At 39.4% G+C, this 18,546-nt stretch carries 16 protein-coding genes; 10 read left to right on the top strand and 6 right to left on the bottom strand.

Features of this window, described 5'->3' with window-relative positions; genetic code table 11:
- Nucleotides 1-2: 2 nt before the first annotated feature.
- The gene (locus tag MQE36_RS09520; RefSeq protein ID WP_242935747.1) at nt 3-1,346 is read right to left on the bottom strand and encodes a Na(+)-translocating NADH-quinone reductase subunit A; all 1,344 of its coding nucleotides are present in this window, start codon (nt 1,344-1,346) and stop codon (nt 3-5) included.
- A gap of 156 nt (nt 1,347-1,502) precedes the next feature.
- Between MQE36_RS09520 and MQE36_RS09515 the strand changes: the two genes are divergently transcribed.
- The 5 genes from MQE36_RS09515 (at nt 1,503) to MQE36_RS09495 (ending at nt 6,614) form a co-directional block, all read left to right on the top strand.
- A complete protein-coding gene (locus MQE36_RS09515) occupies nt 1,503-2,750 on the top strand; it encodes a type IX secretion system plug protein (RefSeq protein WP_242935746.1) in 1,248 nt (415 codons plus the stop codon).
- Nucleotides 2,750-3,844: a DUF3667 domain-containing protein gene (locus MQE36_RS09510; protein ID WP_242935745.1), complete on the top strand. Its 1,095-nt coding sequence runs from the start codon at nt 2,750-2,752 to the stop codon at nt 3,842-3,844. Before MQE36_RS09515 ends, MQE36_RS09510 begins: the two co-directional genes overlap by 1 nt.
- A 4-nt stretch (nt 3,845-3,848) precedes the next feature.
- Nucleotides 3,849-4,235, top strand: coding sequence for a Co2+/Mg2+ efflux protein ApaG (gene apaG / locus MQE36_RS09505; protein WP_242935744.1), 387 nt, complete (start codon nt 3,849-3,851; stop codon nt 4,233-4,235).
- Between the two features lie 90 nt (nt 4,236-4,325).
- Complete coding sequence (gene pruA / locus MQE36_RS09500) at nt 4,326-5,954, top strand: L-glutamate gamma-semialdehyde dehydrogenase (RefSeq protein ID WP_242935743.1); 1,629 nt, start codon at nt 4,326-4,328, stop codon at nt 5,952-5,954.
- Between the two features lie 384 nt (nt 5,955-6,338).
- Nucleotides 6,339-6,614: a hypothetical protein gene (locus tag MQE36_RS09495; protein ID WP_242935742.1), complete on the top strand. Its 276-nt coding sequence runs from the start codon at nt 6,339-6,341 to the stop codon at nt 6,612-6,614.
- 5 nt (nt 6,615-6,619) lie between these two features.
- On the opposite strand, the gene rsmG is transcribed toward MQE36_RS09495, so the two are convergent.
- Nucleotides 6,620-7,252 carry a 16S rRNA (guanine(527)-N(7))-methyltransferase RsmG gene (gene rsmG / locus MQE36_RS09490; protein ID WP_242935741.1) on the bottom strand — a complete coding sequence of 211 codons (633 nt, stop codon included), beginning with the start codon at nt 7,250-7,252 and terminating at the stop codon, nt 6,620-6,622.
- A 174-nt stretch (nt 7,253-7,426) separates the two neighbouring features.
- Here rsmG and MQE36_RS09485 point away from each other — a divergent pair, with 174 nt between their 5' ends.
- Nucleotides 7,427-8,527 (top strand): fatty acid desaturase family protein, encoded by a 1,101-nt coding sequence (locus tag MQE36_RS09485; protein WP_242935740.1) that lies wholly within the window; start codon nt 7,427-7,429, stop codon nt 8,525-8,527.
- 35 nt (nt 8,528-8,562) lie between these two features.
- Nucleotides 8,563-9,750 carry a pyridoxal phosphate-dependent aminotransferase gene (locus MQE36_RS09480; RefSeq protein ID WP_242935739.1) on the top strand — a complete coding sequence of 396 codons (1,188 nt, stop codon included), beginning with the start codon at nt 8,563-8,565 and terminating at the stop codon, nt 9,748-9,750.
- A 165-nt stretch (nt 9,751-9,915) separates the two neighbouring features.
- On the opposite strand, the gene MQE36_RS09475 is transcribed toward MQE36_RS09480, so the two are convergent.
- The 3 genes from MQE36_RS09475 to trkA form a co-directional block, all read right to left on the bottom strand.
- A complete protein-coding gene (locus MQE36_RS09475) occupies nt 9,916-10,389 on the bottom strand; it encodes a transposase (protein ID WP_479729390.1) in 474 nt (157 codons plus the stop codon).
- 147 nt (nt 10,390-10,536) lie between these two features.
- Nucleotides 10,537-11,994: a TrkH family potassium uptake protein gene (locus MQE36_RS09470; protein ID WP_242938835.1), complete on the bottom strand. Its 1,458-nt coding sequence runs from the start codon at nt 11,992-11,994 to the stop codon at nt 10,537-10,539.
- A 48-nt stretch (nt 11,995-12,042) separates the two neighbouring features.
- Nucleotides 12,043-13,392 carry a Trk system potassium transporter TrkA gene (gene trkA / locus MQE36_RS09465; protein ID WP_242935737.1) on the bottom strand — a complete coding sequence of 450 codons (1,350 nt, stop codon included), beginning with the start codon at nt 13,390-13,392 and terminating at the stop codon, nt 12,043-12,045.
- A 176-nt stretch (nt 13,393-13,568) separates the two neighbouring features.
- On the opposite strand from trkA, the gene ubiE reads away from it, so the two are divergent.
- Together ubiE and porT are read left to right on the top strand one after the other, a co-directional pair.
- The gene (ubiE, locus tag MQE36_RS09460) at nt 13,569-14,297 is read left to right on the top strand and encodes a bifunctional demethylmenaquinone methyltransferase/2-methoxy-6-polyprenyl-1,4-benzoquinol methylase UbiE (RefSeq protein WP_242935736.1); all 729 of its coding nucleotides are present in this window, start codon (nt 13,569-13,571) and stop codon (nt 14,295-14,297) included.
- Between the two features lie 105 nt (nt 14,298-14,402).
- Complete coding sequence (gene porT, locus MQE36_RS09455) at nt 14,403-15,107, top strand: type IX secretion/gliding motility protein PorT/SprT (protein ID WP_242935735.1); 705 nt, start codon at nt 14,403-14,405, stop codon at nt 15,105-15,107.
- A gap of 4 nt (nt 15,108-15,111) precedes the next feature.
- On the opposite strand, the gene MQE36_RS09450 is transcribed toward porT, so the two are convergent.
- Nucleotides 15,112-15,843: a TrmH family RNA methyltransferase gene (locus MQE36_RS09450; RefSeq protein WP_242935734.1), complete on the bottom strand. Its 732-nt coding sequence runs from the start codon at nt 15,841-15,843 to the stop codon at nt 15,112-15,114.
- Between the two features lie 152 nt (nt 15,844-15,995).
- Between MQE36_RS09450 and tamL the strand changes: the two genes are divergently transcribed.
- Nucleotides 15,996-18,536 (top strand): translocation and assembly module lipoprotein TamL, encoded by a 2,541-nt coding sequence (gene tamL / locus MQE36_RS09445; RefSeq protein WP_242935733.1) that lies wholly within the window; start codon nt 15,996-15,998, stop codon nt 18,534-18,536.
- Nucleotides 18,537-18,546: the final 10 nt, after the last annotated feature.

Below are 18,546 nucleotides of genomic sequence, written 5' to 3'. Positions count from 1 at the left end.
GTTTAACCAACTTCTTTGATCATTATGTCTAGCGCTACACGGATGATCGACTGGGCTTCTAATTTAGATGTAGAAGTATAGTCAATTAATGCAAAATCCTCAGGAGCAACTTCATAAATACCCAGACTTTCCATTTTCTCGATATTTCCGATCATACATTCTTTGATCAGTTGCATCGGATAGATATCCATTGGCATTACTTGTTCCATTTCACCGGTAACGACCAAAGCTCTCTCCTCGCCATTCAGGTTTGCATTCACCTTGTACTTTTTGTTCGGGAACAACCATGCAAATGAAGTTCTCGACATACTCGGAATGTTATTGTCTTTAAAAGGCAACCAACCGAACATACGATACTCATTCCCCTCCGGAATCAGGGTAACTACATTGTGGTAGTATCCAATAGCCGAAGCGTTGCCTATTTTATCTCCCGTCAGCACATCGCCACTGATAATCCTAACCGAAGCAGGAACAGTCCCTATTATATCTTTTACACTAGTCCCTATTTTAGCTTTGAAATACTGTGCCTTAGGAGCTTCAGTACCTGCAACAGCAATAACCCTGGTAGCATCAAGCTTACCGGTTCTGAATAAAGAACCTATAACAGCCACATCTTCAGGATTGATTACCCATACACGTTCTCCCGCGTTAATAGGATCTATGTGATGAATCTGCACTCCAACGTTACCCGCAGGGTGTGGTCCTGAAACCTTGTGAAGCTCAACCCCGCTTAACTCATTTAAAAATGAGTTTGAGTTTTTATCGACAGATAAATGGGTTTTTCCGGATGTTAGCTTTGACAAGGCGTCTATACCCGCTTGAAAATCTTCCTTTCTATCTTTCAGTATAAACTCAATATCTGCTGCCAGAGGAGCAGAAGCATACGCTGATATAAAGATAGCCTTCGGACTGTCTTCAGGATTTGCGATAACATCGTAAGGACGTTGTTTAATAAACGGCCAGCAACCACTTTCCAACAAGTGGTTTTTAATCTCTTCCGAAGAAAGATCAGCCGGGTTCTTCACCCCAAATTCTTTGTAATCATCTTTTGCATCGGCATCGATGGTTACCTCAAGAATTTTTCTTTTGGCTCCTCTTTTTACTTCAGAGATTGTTCCGCTTACCGGAGATACAAATTTTACCGTATCGCTATACTTAGAAAAGAAAATCACATCTCCTGCCTTAACAGCATCACCTGGTTTTACAACCATTTTTGGAGTTACATTGTGAAAATCGGTAGGTTTTATAGCGAAGGTTTTAGATCTGGGCGCATCAGAAATCAGTCTTTCTGCCTCGCCTTTAAGCTTTAAATTTAAGCCTTTCTTAATCTTAATGTCATTTGACATACTACTCGTCTAATTGAAATCAGGTTAATTCAAAATCGCTGCAAATTTATGAATTAAAAGATTCTTACCATAATAAATACCTACATTTTTCGGCTTCATCAACACCTCCCTTCAAAGGAATGTTTTTAACTATATTTGACGGATAAAGTTTAAAACATGAAACAGCTCCTTATTTTACTTTCACTATACACCCTTACGAATGTTACAATTCAAGCTCAGGAACAAAAAGAAACAGCACCTCCCGACTATATAAAAACCATTGTATTTAAAGGTTCTGACGAAACCCGTCAGTTTCCTGTTGTCAGGCTCAACGAGAACATCACGCTTTCTTTTGATGATCTCTATGCCGATGAAGCGGATTACTACTACAAAATAGAGCACTGTGATTATCTCTGGAATCCTTCTGATATGGTAAAATCACAATACCTTAAAGGTCTCGACAACCAACGTATCACAAATTACCAAAATTCTGTTGCAACGTTACAACCATATACACACTACGAACTAAAAATACCTAACGACCAGACAAGGCTTACGTTAAGCGGGAACTACATCCTGAAAATATTCGACAGTCATGATGAACTTGTCTTTTCTAGAAGATTCGTTATATACCAGGACGCAGTAAGCGTGGGCATCAACTTAAAAACTTCCCGCGACCTGAACCTCTTTAACTCACAACAGGTGGTTCAGTACACTATCAACTCGAATAACCTGAACATCATCAACCCTCAGAAAGAACTAAAAACCGTCATCCTTCAGAACTACAACTGGAATACGTCTGTAAAAAACATCAAACCTCAATTTATTTCCGGCAACCAGTACACATACAAATACGATAAAGAAACTGCTTTTAACGGCGGAAACGAATACCTTTACTTTGAAAACAAGGACATCCGAATCCCTACAAACCATATTAAACATGTCAACCTGAAGAACATCTACGAACACCATCTATATACTGACGAGAACAGAAGCGATAAACTATACACCTACAATCCGGATATTAACGGGGATTTCAGAATCTCGTCACTGGAGAGCGACAATGCTTTTCAAGCCGATTATGCTTTTGTTCACTTCAGCATTCCTTACAGTAATGAATTCGGTTTAAACAAAGTTTATGTTTATGGCAAATTCAACAACTATGGGCTACATGAAGAAAACAGGCTGAAATACAATGAAGAGTCCGGTGTAATGGAAACCAGCATCCTTTTAAAACAAGGTTTTTATAACTACAAATACATTCTGGCTGAAGACAATAAGAATATCAACCTCGATTATTTTAGCGGAAATCACTCTGAAACCGAAAATGAATATCTAATAATCGTGTATTATCGTAATTTTGGGCAAAATTACGACAGTATCCTCGGAATAGGATCCGGCAACTCAACCAATATCACCCGATAATGAGCACACCATCAGCATACAAAGGAAGATATCAATTAAAATACAGAGGAGACATATGCCTGAACTGCAACCACCCTCTCGATGCAAGCGATAAGTATTGCCCGAACTGTTCGCAAATCAACTCGACCAAGAAGATTACTTTTAAAGATCTTATTCTAGAGTTTTTCGGATCTATCATTTCATACGATTCCAGGTTCAGAAAAACGATCGGGGCATTGCTCTTCAGACCCGGAAAGATCAGTACCGAATATATTGCGGGGAAAAGAATGAGGTACGCCAACCCATTTCGGTTTTTTTTAAGTGCTGCTATTATCTACGCCTTTGTTTTTAGCTTTACCAGGGATTTTTCTGAGTTAGACCTGGCCATGGAAGACCAGAACCTGAGAAACCTGGCCATTAACGACAAAAATACCGACTCTCTTTTTGTCACCGGTGAAGAAAAGCCTGATATCGGTTCAATAATTGCCTCAAACATCCAGAAAAGCGATATTATCACATTGAAAAACCCGCGAAAAACCTTCGATTCGATAAACAGGATAACATCGCTAACGAATCGTTTTGTCTACAAGGCAGGCTTTTTTGAAAGAGGAATGAACAACAGGCATTTTTACTCTTACCAGAAGGCATTGGACACCCTGAAAACCAAATCCAGTTTTGAAAACAAACTATCCTTCAACGTGGCACGAAGTATTTTTAAAATTGAGCGACAGCCCGGAACGTTTGTAAACACCCTCATATCTCGGATCCCTTTTATGATATTCTTTTTCCTCCCCGTATTTGCCGTTTTTATATGGGTACTCTACTTGCGCCTAGACTACAGCTATATGGATCATCTGGTTTTCAGTTTCCACACACAAACCACTTTTACGATCCTGATCACCATTGCTTTCGTTATCGATAACTATTTTAACCTGTCTGCCATATCCATCGCTTTAATTATTTTCCTCGTATATCTCTATAAAGCAATGCGTAATTTCTATCAACAAAGTCGATTTAAAACAATTGTTAAATTCGCCATTCTAAACTCATTTTTTTTTATTTTAGCAGTTATATCGTTAACATTCTTGTTTTTAGCAAGCGCCATTACATACTAAACCGATGGTTACACAGATCACAAAAGGCATAAAAATTTCTGTTGAAACTAGTTTTGAAGGAACCTTCTTCAAAAACCAGCACATCAACTTTGCCTTTGGCTACAACATTACCATCGAAAATCAAAGCAAAGACACGGTCCAACTCACCGCAAGACACTGGCAAATATACGACTCCCTCAACGACATTGAAGTGGTAGACGGCGAAGGCGTTATCGGCAAGAAACCGGTTCTTAAGCCAGGGGATTCGCATACATACAGCTCAGGGTGCCTCCTGATATCGCCAATCGGATCCATGAGAGGTTATTACGATATGATTAATTTCACAACAACCAGAAAATTCAGGGTCTACATACCGACCTTTAAACTCTACGCTCCATTCGCGTTAAATTAAGAACAACCTTTTGGTTGTTTTTTGTTTTTCAAACGTTTGAGGTTTATTACCTTTGACCCAAATTATATAAACAGTAAAATAGCGTTAATTATGTCAAAAGGTTTTTTCCACGTTCCAAAGGCCGTAAACGAGCCTATAAAGTCATACGCTCCGGGAACCCCAGAAAGAGAATCTGTACTAAGACAATATAAAGAGTTTTACAACAGCAAAGTTGACATTCCTCTTTATATAAACGGTGAAGAAATCAGAACCGGAAACACAAGAACGATGTCTCCCCCACATGAACACCAGCATGTTTTAGGTGAATACCACTTAGCTGAAAAATCACATGTTGAGAAAGCCATTAGTACTGCTCTTGAAGCCAGAGAAAAATGGGCTGCCCTTACGTGGGAACAAAGAGCTGCCATTTTCTTACGTGCCGCCGATTTAATTGCCGGCCCATACAGAGATAAAATGAATGCTGCCACCATGCTTGTGCAGTCTAAAAATATATTTCAGGCTGAGATCGATTCTGCCTGTGAGATCGTAGATTTTTTGCGTTTCAATGTCCAGTACATGACCCAAATTTACAATGATCAACCTATTTCATCAGAAGGAATCTGGAACAGGGTTGAATACAGGCCGCTCGAAGGATTTGTATATGCCGTTTCCCCTTTTAACTTTACAGCCATAGCAGGCAACCTGCCTGCCAGTGCTGCACTAATGGGCAACGTGGTTGTGTGGAAACCCAGCGACAGCCAGATTTTCTCTGCAAAAGTAATTGTCGACGTATTCAAAGAAGCCGGTGTACCTGATGGCGTTATCAATGTCGTTTATGGTGATCCGGCAATGATAACGGACACTGTTTTAGCCAGCCCTGATTTCTCAGGAATTCACTTTACAGGCTCTACTACAGTTTTCAAAAACATCTGGCAAAAGATCGGAAACAACATCCACAACTATAAAACATATCCAAGAATTGTTGGTGAAACCGGTGGAAAAGACTTTATTATTGCACACCCGTCTGCAAAACCCAAACAGGTTGCAACTGCCATCTCAAGGGGGGCGTTCGAGTTCCAGGGACAAAAATGCAGTGCTGCCTCAAGAGTATATCTTCCAAAATCAATAGCTGAAGAAACATTAAACTTTGTTAAAGAAGACGTTGCTTCTTTCAAAATGGGGTCTCCGGAAGATATGGGCAATTTTATAACAGCCGTAATCCACGAAGGTTCTTTCAATAAGCTTGAAAGCTATATCAACAAAGCCAAAGAAAGCAATGAAGCCGATGTTATCATAGGTGGTAAATGCGATAAATCTGTCGGATACTTTATTGAGCCTACCGTAATCTTAACCACCAACCCTCAATACGAAACAATGACTACCGAGCTTTTCGGACCAGTTGTAACAGTATATGTTTATGAGGATCAAAAATGGAGTGAGACACTAAAACTTGTCGACAGAACCTCAGAATACGCATTAACCGGGGCTATCTTTTCAAATGACAGGTACACGATAGAAGAAGCCACACAAGCACTTCAAAACTGTGCCGGTAACTTCTATATCAACGACAAACCAACAGGTGCCGTCGTAGGACAACAACCATTTGGAGGAGCCAGAGCTTCCGGAACCAATGACAAAGCAGGTTCTCCGTTAAACTTGCTACGTTGGGTTTCTCCAAGATTGATAAAAGAGACTTTTGTCTCTCCTGAAGATTACAGATACCCATTCCTGGGAGAATAATCAAATACATTAAATCCCTATAAAAAACCCGGCTTTTCAAGGCCGGGTTTTTTAGTTCCTTTTCACACATTAACGTGAGTCTTACACAACACAGACGTTGAGATACTGATACTTTAATCTGATATAGTTTCATATAAGGATGCTTCGAGCGCTGCCGGGAAATTCTTAAACCAGACTCCTTTAAAACAAGACCCGTACCTTAGTCTATCCCGCGAGCGACAACCGCAGGAGCATACCTCGCATAAAAACAATAAGACACTGATTATCAATAAACAAAAAGAAAAAATACACTACATTAAATTTCATCAAATGTAAATTTAACGTTAATTAATTGTAAAATTAATGTTTATCACCTAACTTTAATGATGATCAAAACCCATCCCAATGAAAACAAAAGAAACATATTGTCTTATAAATATAAAATGTACCCTTTTTGAAAAAAACGGAAAAGGAGAGGATTTTCACATTGACGAAAAATTCAAAAAGATCCTGATCTCAAATGACAAACAGGATATTGATACCAAACTTGAGCTTTTTGAAAAAATACTGAACACCAGGATCAGATCGAAAGAAGATTCCTTATTCACCAGGATAAAAAAGTATCTGAGAAGACATATTTACCTGTGGAAACATGAATACTATGAACTTTTAAATATCTAACCAGGCTATTTATACTTCATAGGCAGATAGACAACCTTTTTTGTATCAAAAAAAGGTTCCTCAAAATAATCTTTTAAATCGTACAGCCTTATGGTCTCATAAACCGACAATTCTTCTGAAAGATCTCCTCCTTTAAGATAAAGAATTCCGTTTTTCAAATCGTGCTTTTGCCGCTTAGCGACCCTTCCTTTTACCCATTTCACAAAATCAGGCATATTTGTTACGGCTCTGCTGACTATAAAATCAAACTCTTCTTTTACCTTATTGGCCCGGATATGCTCCGCTTTTACGTTCTTAAGCCCCAGAGAATCCGCAACTCCCTGAACTACCTTTATTTTTTTACCGATAGCATCGATAAGACAGAAATCCGTTTCCGGGAAAAGGATTGCCAAAGGGATTCCCGGAAAGCCCCCACCCGTACCTACATCGAGTATTTTAGCGCCCGAATTAAAAGGCTGCACCTTTGCGATACCCAAAGAATGTAACACATGCCTTTCGTACAGCTGATCGATATCTTTTCTGGAAATCACGTTGATCTTACTGTTCCAATCCTTGTAAAGCCCCTCCAATTGATCGAAACGGTTTAGCTGTTCTTCTGTAATATCAGGAAAGTATTTTAGTATAAGTTCTGTAGACATGCATTAGAATTTTAACAAAAGTAGCATTTTGTTAGCTTAAGTTTAGAATAAAATATACTTATTAACCAGTTATAATTTTTATTTTTGGCCCTTAATGTGTTTATACGATCCAATAATGGATTTATGAATACGTTATAAGAAAAAGTAAAATGCAGTTGAGATTAACTTATTATCATGAATACACCAACAATTAGATTTTCCAGAAAGGATAACGCGCAGTTTTTTAAAACGTTAAACAAGAGAGTAAATAATTACTTCAAAGAAAAAAATCTGAAAAAGACCGGAAACTGGAAACTATACTTAAAAACTATAGTAATGTTTTCCATCTTTTTGACTCCTTACTTCCTTATTTTAACCATTGATATGAACCAGTGGTTACAATTATTGCTGACCATTGTTATCGGGGTCGGTATGGCCGGAGTCGGAATGAACGTAATGCACGACGGAAACCACGGCTCGTACTCTTCGAAACCATGGCTCAATAAATTAATGGGGAGCAGCATATACATCCTGGCCGGTAATGTGTACAACTGGAAAGTCCAGCACAATGTACTTCACCATACCTACACCAACATTCATGGTCATGATGAAGACCTTGATGCAGGAAGGATCATTCGATTTACAAAGCATGCTGAATGGAGACGCTTTCATAAATTCCAGCATTATTATTCTGTTTTCCTTTACGGACTACTGACGCTGAATTGGGCCATTACTACGGATTTCAAACAAATGCATGGGTACTTGAAAAGGAAACTTTCTTACGGGAAGTTCCCTAACCCTGCCAAAGAATGGAGCGTACTCGTAATTACCAAACTAATATACTTAACGATCTGGATCGTTTTACCCATGCTTGTCTTGGACATCGCATGGTGGAAGGTACTGATTGGTTTCTTTGCCATGCATTATACCGCAGGACTCATATTAAGCATCGTTTTTCAGTTGGCACATGTTGTTGAAGAAACCGAGACCCCTCTACCGGAAGAAGACGGATCGATCCAAAATACCTGGGCTATACACCAATTATTCACTACAGCTAACTTTTCTACAAAAAACAAAATCGTTAACTGGTTTACAGGCGGCTTAAACCATCAGGTTGAACACCATATCTTCCCTAACATCAGTCATATCCATTATACAAATATTTCTAAAATTGTTAGAGAAACAGCAAAAGAGTTCAATTTGCCATATAACGAATACAGAAGTACCAGAAAAGCTGTAATTTCGCACTTTAAACACCTAAAAGAATTAGGTAGAAAGCCCAAAATGGCTTACTAAGCGAAAGCATTAATTTAAAGAAATCAACCAACACAATGAAACAACATTTATCAGAGCGTGTAGTCAATATGGCTACATCAGCTACGTTGGCCATGGCTGCCAAAGCCAGAGAACTTAAGGCAGAAGGCAAAGACATTATCGGCTTAAGTTTGGGTGAACCGGATTTCAACATTCCTGAATTCATTAAAGAGGCTGCTAAAGATGCTATAGACCAAAACTATAGTGCCTATCCTCCTGTAGACGGATATGGGGATCTGAAGGAGGCTATCATCAAAAAGTTCAAAAGAGATAACAATCTTACCTACACACCAAGCCAGATCGTTGTTTCTACCGGAGCTAAACAATCATTGGCCAATGTGGCCCTCGCCATGATCAATCCCGGCGATGAGGTTATTCTGCCGGCTCCGTATTGGGTAAGCTATTCAGAAATTGTAAAACTGGCAGAAGGAGTGCCGGTTGAGGTTACGACTTCTATAGAGAACGATTTCAAAATGACAGCCGAACAACTTGAGGCTGCCATTACTCCTAAAACAAAAATGCTTTGGTACAGTTCTCCGTGCAACCCGTCAGGATCAGTATACAGCAAAGAAGAATTAGAGTCTCTTGCAGCTGTTCTCAGAAAATATCCGGATATATATATCGTATCAGATGAAATCTACGAACACATAAACTTTGCTGAAGGTCATACAAGCATTGCCGAAATAGACGGCATGTACGACCGTACCGTAACGGTGAACGGTGTTTCTAAAGCATTCGCCATGACCGGATGGAGAATAGGCTTTATCGGTGCTCCGGAATTTATCGCCAGGGCATGTAATAAGATTCAAGGACAAGTAACGAGTGGTGCCAATGCTATCGGCCAGCGAGCTACTATTGCTGCATTAGAAGCCCCGGTCAGCAAAATTCAGTTTATGATTGATGAATTCAAAAAAAGACGTGATTTGGTTCTTGATCTCCTGGGCGAAATCGAAGGATTCAAACTGAATGTTCCGGAAGGTGCCTTTTATGTATTCCCTGACATCTCGTCTTTCTTCGGAAAGACCATTAAAGGAAGAAAAATAGAGAACGCTTCCGACCTGGCTATGTTTATCCTTGAAGAAGCCAATGTAGCAACGGTAACAGGTGAAGCATTCGGAGACCCGAATTGCATCAGAATATCATATGCAGCTTCCGAAAAAGAATTAGTGGAAGCCATTGGAAGAATAAAAGAAGTTCTTTCATAATCCGCAGAAAACATTAAGAATAAAAAAGAGGCCGTCTAAAAAGATTTAGTCGGTCTTTTTATTTTCACTCCAATAGGTTTCATTCAAAAATAGAGGATAGTATTCGGCAGGCAGTATGCAGTCAATAAGCAAATAAAGTTGACTTACGTACTCAAGCCTGCTTTTCTAAGGTTGTGAGCCGGCCACTAAGCCTGTTTCGGCGGTTACTTTATCAAGTCCTCTTAACATAAAAAAACGCTTAAAGCCCATATTGTGTTTTATGTTTCCAAAAACAGCTTCCACATCCCAACACCTGCGTTTTCGGCGGACAATTCCTTCTTCAGAGAGTAACAGCTCTTTAGCCTTTGCCTTTAACCGTATCTGTTCGTGGTTGCGTTCAACACGGAAATTGCTGATAGTATTATGATCTGGTTTAGCCCCGGAACCAAGCCATATAAAATGGATGTTCTCGTTTAAAGCCTGTTCTATTTTACGTGAAGAATATACATTACGCAAATAAACATCGACCAAAACCTTTAACAGCACCTTGGGATGGTAGCTCGCAGTACCCCCTCCAAGGTAGGTCTTCTCTAAACTACTTAGGTCTATTGAGTCTAAAATCGTATTGACAATACGCACAGGATGATTTTGGGGTACCAGATCATCATAGCTGGAGGAAGTAGGCTCAACTGCCCTTGATCGTGGGTCTTCCAGATAACTTTTCGGCTCATCTTTAAATTTACATTCACAAAACCTAACTGCCTTTTTAGACAGCTTCTTTTTTTATTTACAGATATTTTTATTCCCTTAAGTACGTTTCCAAAAGAAAGGAGTTAACAAGATCAAGACGGTAAACAACTCAAGCCTTCCCAACAACATCAGAAAAGAACACCACCATTTCCCTAAAGCCGGCAAGCTGTTAAAATTGGCCAGCGGGTGCAATTGTCCGAAAGCAGGTCCTACATTACCCAGAGAGGATGCAGCGCCTCCGACAGCCGTTTCAAAGTCGAGGCCCAGAAACCCCAATACCAGGGCTCCTATAATAAACAACAACATATAAAGAATAAAGAAACCGAGGATGTTATAAACAATACTTTCCGTAACCATCTTCCTGTTATACCTAACCGGAATCACGGCATTTGGATGTAAGGTCCTCTTAAACTCCAACAGACCGTTCTTGATCATCAACATATGGCGCACCACCTTTACTCCCCCGGATGTAGACCCGGCAGACCCTCCGAGAAACATTAACCCGAAAAAGAACACCGTCAGGAAGGTCGTCCAGCTTGTAAAATCGGCAGTAACAAAACCTGTTGTAGTGATTACCGATATCACCTGGAACAACGAATGCCTGAATGCGCTTTCACCCTCACCCCAAACCATCGGATGGTAAGCGCTCAATTCGACATCAGACTGAAAATACACAACCAAAGCGCAGATAATCGTAAAGGCAACAATGAACCGGAAATAATACTTAAACTCGTCATCCTTAATCACTTTCTGCACTTTTCCTTTGAATGCAAAATAGCTCAACACAAAATTTGTTCCGGCCAAAAACATAAAGAGTATGACAATGTATTGAACGACCGGCTGATCATTCCAATATGCCAAACTTGCATTTTTTGTTGAAAACCCGCCTGTCGACAAGGTCGCCATCGAATGATTAACCGCGTCAAAGAAGCTCATCCCTGCCAATTTCAACAAAAGGGTCTCTGCAAGAGTATACCCTACATAAATAAGCCACAGGCGCTTGGCCGTATCGGTAATTCTCGGATGTAGCTTATCGGCACTTGGCCCGGGGGCTTCGGCAGCAAAAAGCTGCATCCCTCCAATCCCCAGCAACGGAAGTATGGCAATTGCAAGAACAATTATCCCCATCCCCCCTATCCAATGTGTCATACTGCGCCAGAACAAAACCCCTTCTGGTAACGCCTCTATATCATCTAGTACGGAAGCCCCGGTGGTAGTATATCCGCTCATGGTCTCAAAGAAAGCATTCGTAACATCGGGAATTGTATCAGTAAAAAGATATGGCAACATTCCTGTTAGGCTCATAAAAACCCAGCCGAATGTAACAACCACATACCCTTCACGCTTTTTTATCTCCTTTTTATGCTCTTTGGTAGCAAACATAAAAAGCGTTCCGATCAATGTAGTACTTATCCCCGCAAAGGACATCTCCAGGGTAACCCCATCTTTATAAATTGCACTGACAACCGACGCAAGGAGCATAAACACCCCATTACACAGCATCAGCAACCCCATTAAATGAAAAATGATCTTGGTATTAAGCTTTTTTGCCATTACCTGAATTTATAAAAATAGTTTTTCAATGCGTGCTATAGAACGGGGCAAACAACACACCACTACCCTGTCTCCGGCTTTTATCTGGAAGTCGCCCAAAGCTATCATTCCCTCACCATCCCTAATCACACCGGCAATAACAGCCGACCTGGGAAAATCCAGCTCTCTTATTTTTTTACCAGTAACTTCTGAGGTCCTCTTTACAATAAACTCCAGTATTTCGGCATTCAGATTATTCAAGCGTGTTAACGCCACTACCTCGCCTTTCCTTATATGCCGGAATATATTGTTTGCCGCAAGTAATTTTTTATTTATCAATGTATCAATACCTATGGATTGAGACAACTGGAAATAATCCATGTTTTCAACCAAGGCTATGGTTTTTTTAATGTTTCTGGATTTGGCTACCAGGCACGACATAATATTGGTCTCTGAATTACCGGTTACCGCAATAAAAGCATCCATTTCTTCAATATCTTCTTCTTCCAGCAACTCAACATTTCTACCATCCCCGTTAATGATAAGGGCATTCGGAAGCAGGTCCGCCAGATCAAAAGATTTATTCTTATCCTTCTCAATAAGCTTTACCCTAAACCTGTTCGAACAAAGATCCCTGGCTGTTTTATACCCTATTTTACTTCCCCCAAGAATCATCACGTCTTTGATCTCCTCCTTGGTTTTTCCGGTAAGTTTATACAATTCTTTTACCCCTGCCTCGGAAGTTACAAAATAGGCCTGGTCTCCTTCCTTAAAAACCGTATCACCCCTCGGAATAAGGGTATATTGAGTTCCGAATCGCTGAATGGCAATCGGCACAAAATGTAATTTGGGAAAAATAGAGGCTGCCTCCTTTACTGTCTTTCCTATAAAAGGAGCAGTACGCTGCAAAGTGGTTCCAACCATCGTTAAGGCTCCTCCTTCAAACTCATAACTATCGTTAAATGCTGATTGATCCAACAATAGCTGTATCTCTTCCGCCGCTAATTGTTCCGGCGATATGAGCTCATCAATTCCCAGCTCAGAAAATTTCACCTCATCCTTATTATGGATAAATTCAGTATTAGAGATACGCGCAATGGTTCTTTTACATCCCATCTGCTTCGCCAACAGGCAAAGAGTGATATTGGTAGTTTCGGTTGATGTGACCCCAATTACAAGATCTGAATTTCCTACCCTTGCATCCTTTAATACAGCTATAGAAGTAGCATCTCCCTTTAAAACTTTAATATCCAAATGAGTGTCTGCGTAAGAAAGACTATCCTTATTGGTATCGATAAGTGTGATGTCTTGGGATTCGTATGACAGTAATTTTGCCAGATGAAACCCAACTTCACCAGCACCGGCTATAATAATTTTCATTTATCGAATGAATACAATTATTCTTTGCAAATATATAGTAAAAATACATTATGGCTAAACTCCCGGATATGCGTTTACAACCTTTGTAAATAAAAGATCCAAAATTAAAAACCTAATCCCTGTAAAACACGGATAGAAGTCCGCAAAACACTATCTTTGCCGAAAGTTAAAAAAGCATGTCTAAGAAAATAAATCCGTATAAAGATTCTTCACTGAGTAAAAAGGAACAAGTAACCCGGATGTTTGATAACATCTCGGATAAATATGACGGTTTAAACCGTGTTATCTCTTTTGGCATTGATATTAAATGGCGAAAAAAGGTGGTAAATATTATAGGAGCAACAAAACCAAATAACATTCTGGACATTGCCACAGGAACAGGTGACCTGGCTATAAGCTTCGCTTCTACTTCAGCGGAAAAAATCGTTGGACTTGATCTTTCTCCCGGGATGCTCGAAGTAGGAAAAGAGAAAGTTTCCAGGCTCAATTTAGACGACAAAATTGAAATGGTAATCGGAGACAGCGAAGCACTTCCTTTTGATAGCGGCAGCTTTGATGCAGTGTCTGTAGCTTTTGGGGTTAGAAATTTTGAAAACCTGGAAAAAGGACTGTCAGAGATCTACAGGGTTCTAAAACCCGGGGGCATTTTTGTTGTACTCGAAACCTCCGTACCGACGAAAGCACCTTATAAACAAGGGTATCAATTCTACACAAACGCCATATTGCCTGTTATAGGGAAAGTATTTTCTAAAGATAAATCTGCTTACTCTTACTTATCAAAATCGGCTTCTTTATTTCCTCACGGGGAAGCTTTTAACAATATTTTGCGGAAAATCGGGTTTATTAATGTGGAAGACAAACCGCAAACCTTTGGAGCAGCTTCAATTTATGTCGCCTCGAAATAAAGATTTGTGAGCAAATCAACCGAGATTGTTATTTTATTTTTTGATAAAATACCTTTTAAATGAAAAAGTTTTATTTATTTCACAAGGCCTTAAAGTAAAAAATCCATGAAAAAACATCTTTTTTGTCTACTTTTTTTATGCGCTTTCATTAATAAAGGGGTTTCACAATTAAGAATTTTTAATGAAGACCCCATCATCAATTTAGAAAATTTTGATAAACAACCGGTACACTGGGGCTATTTTCTTGGTTTCAACCAATACGACTTCAAGGTTGATTACAACAATGATGAAGGCGATATTCTGATCGCCAAATCAGTTGGCTTCAATGTAGGACTAATAGGTAACTTAAGAATAAATGATTACCTGGACCTTCGTTTTGAACCCGGACTATATTATAACCAACGTGATATTGGATTCCCCGGGTTTACCGATATAAGTGATTACAAAAGAGAAGTAAAATCTACTTACATTCATTTTCCGCTACTCCTTAAAGTAAGTACAAAAAGATTAGGGAATTTCAAACCCTATGTCGTTGGGGGCGTATCCGGCTCGATCAATCTGAGCAGCGAACACGACAGTCAGGATGATAACTACAGTGGTACTTTCCGGATGAAAAAGAATGCGATGTATTACGAATTGGGCTTTGGCCTGGATTTCTACCTGCCGTATTTTAAATTCTCGCCTTCGATAAGAGGTGTGTTTGCCTTAACAGATGAATTAATCCCTGACAACGACTCTAACAGCCCGTGGACCTCTAACCTTAACGGAATGTATTCAAGGGGTGTTTTTGTAAACTTTACCTTTGAATAGTTAGTTAAACCCTGCGTTTAAATTCACTTAGCAAGATCGCGGTAGCGGTTGCCACATTCAGGCTTTCCGTTTCCTGAAAGCTTCCAAACTGCGGAATTGCGATCGTGTTTGTCACTGTCTTCATGACAGCATCCGAAACACCATTCGCTTCGTTCCCCATTACAAGAACCCCTCCTTCAGGAAGAACAGCTGTATATACATTATCTCCTCCCATATCGGCCACATACACAGGCAAAGCCGATTTCTCTATGTATTTCACCAGGTCTGTATAAATAATTTTCACACGTGTTAAAGAGCCCATGGTTGCCTGCACCACTTTAGAGTTGTAACAGTCGACCGTATTTTCACTACAAATCAGGGTTTTTATCCCAAACCAATCACACAATCGAATGATCGTTCCAAGATTCCCCGGGTCCCTCACATCATCCAAAGCCACAACCAAGCCTTCGTCCGCTACCAAACCCGTATCAGCCCTTATTTCAAAAAGTGCCAACGCTTTATTAGGGTTTTTGAGCATACTCATTTTTACCAGGTCAGTATTTTTAACGACCGTAACCTTTTCTTTATCCGCCTGCAAAAGATTCTCATCGGTAACAAAAAGCTTCTTCAACTTAAAATCAGAGTTTAAAAACTCATTCACTGCTTTAATCCCTTCTACTGCGAACAAGCCATGTAAAGTTCGGTACTTTTTTTGCTGTAAACTCTTCACGAGCTTTATTTCATTTTTAGTAACCATTTAAATAATGTATTTTAAGCTGTTAAAAGCACTTGACTATTGAAAATAATTTGCAAATTTGCCACTATATAATATCCAAATCACATTTTTTACCGTTGATTTATTTATCGAAAAACACAGGGCAAAGAAACCAAAACAAAATTAATATCTGCTTGAGAAACTTTTTTTCAAAAATAACGGTATTCTTGATAATATTCCTGATTTCTTCATGTAATGCAGTGAAGCGTGTTGAAGATGATGAGCTGCTGCTCTCTAAAAACACTATCTATATTAACGACAAGAAAATAAAAAACGAAGATCTTGACGGACTCATTTCGCAAAAACCAAATAATCCTTTAAGACTTCATATCTATAATCTTGCAAAAGAGAATTCCGATTCGATATATCTGGAGCGATTACAAAGACAACTTGACTCCAGCCGTTTCTGGAAAAAGTTCTTGTCTGAAAAGCAGTTGATCAGATGGACCGAATATAAAATGGGCTTCAATAACTGGCTCAGAAATTCCGGAGAAGCCCCTGTTATCATCGATAAGGATAAAGCTAAAAGATCTACTGAAAGACTGAGCAGTTATGCTTATAACTTTGGATACTTCAACAATACCACTTCCTATAAAATCGATACCAGCGGACAAAAAAACAAACGGGCAGAAATTGTCTATAAGATCGATACGGGAAAACCTTTTATGATTGACTCATTAAAAACCGATATTGTATCGGATGTGTTGGATTCCATCTACGAAGCTCACAAAAAAGAATCATTGATAAATGACGGCGACCAATTCAACCTTAACAACTTTAATGCAGAGAGAGAACGCCTGAACGACCTTTATTTAAATTCCGGGATATATCGTTTTCAGAGAACTTCTATCTCGTACGACATCCAAAGAGATACCGTTGAAGCCAACAAAGACTATAAAATGCCCACAACTATTATTATTGATAATGCTTACGAACGTATCGGAGACTCTCTCAAAGAAATTCCTTACAAAGTACACAGCATCAATAATGTAAACATTTTCACCGATACCAATACCAGCGACTATACAGACACTATAAACTACAACGGATATACCATTTACTATAAAGATGAGCTTCGGTACAAACCCAAGTCCCTTACGGACGCTGTTGCTATTACACCCGGAGATATATACAAAGACAACGACAGGACACTTACATACAAACAAATAAGCAACCTGAAAAACTTCAGGTACCCTACAGTTGATTATACGTATGCGGAAAATTCAGACTCAGCACTAAATTCTAATATCTACATAAGTTCCAGGCCTAAATTCTCACTCGGACTCAACACAGATATTTCACATTCAAACATTCAGGATATCGGAATGTCTTTCGGTACATCGCTTTTGAGCAGAAATGTATTCAGGGGTGCTGAAACACTAGAATTAGCTCTTAAAGGAACCATCGGATCCTCCCGTGAGTTAAGAAATGAAGACGATCCTTTTTTTAACATTCTGGAATTAGGTGCCGATATCAATTTAAATTTTCCCCGGTTCCTGTTACCTTTCAATACCGACAAGCGAGTTCCGAAATACATGAACCCAAACACACGTTTATCGGCAGGGATCACTACACAGAAAAACATAGGGCTCGACAAGCAAAGTCTAAACACCTTACTACGTTATTCGTGGAGTCCGTCTAACTTTAAAAAAAGCATCGTTGAGCTCATCAATATTCAGTTTGTTAAAAACATAAACCCGGAACGGTATTATCTGGTTTACAGAAACAGCTATAACAGGCTAAACGATATCGCCTCTCCGTTCGAAAATCAACATCCGGACTACTTTGAGCCCGATACCGATAGCCCCCAGTTAATCATCCCGGAAGGAACAAACGCATTTATCAACGCTGTAGAAGACGGCACTATTTCGCTCAACAGCCAGGAAAACCGCGAAGAGTTCAACAGCATTATTGAACAAGAAGAACGGTTAACTACCGACAATCTAATCTTCGCCACCAACTACACATATACCAGAAACAACAGGAAGAGTTATACCGATAACAATTTCTATCAATTTAGAACCAAAATTGAACTGGCAGGAAATCTTTTGTCAGGGATTTCATCTGTTTTCCCGTTCGACAAGGATGAAAAAGGCACCAAGCTTGTATTTGGAGTACCATATTCTCAGTATGTTAAAACCGAATTCGATTTTATAAAACACTGGCGTGTTTTTAAAGACAACACCCTGGCTTTTCGTGCTTTTACAGGCATAGCCGTTCCATACGGAAACTCAGGTAACATTCCTTTTATACGTAGCTACTTTGCAGGTGGTTCTAACGATAACAGGGCCTGGCAGGCATATTCATTAGGCCCCGGGAGAACAGACAATTTAAACGACTACAATGAAGCTAACTTCAAGATATCCTTCAACTTAGAATATCGTTTTGACATTCTCGGCGATCTGAAAGGAGCGCTTTTTATAGACTCGGGAAATATCTGGAACGTATTTGATGATATCCAGGATGAAAAACGAATTTTTGAAGGCTTTGATTCGCTTTCAGAACTGGCGGTAGGCTCCGGTTTCGGAGTTCGCTACGATTTTAGTTTCTTTGTAATAAGATTAGACACAGGGTTTAAAACATATAACCCTGCTTTAGAGAAAGACAAAAGATGGTTTAACGAATATAACTTCCGTAATGCCGTTTTGAATATTGGAATAAATTATCCTTTCTAAACCATGTTTT

The organism is Zhouia spongiae (assembly GCF_022760175.1).
Lineage (GTDB): Bacteria > Bacteroidota > Bacteroidia > Flavobacteriales > Flavobacteriaceae > Zhouia > Zhouia spongiae.
This window is presented reverse-complemented; position numbering and strand designations above follow the sequence as displayed.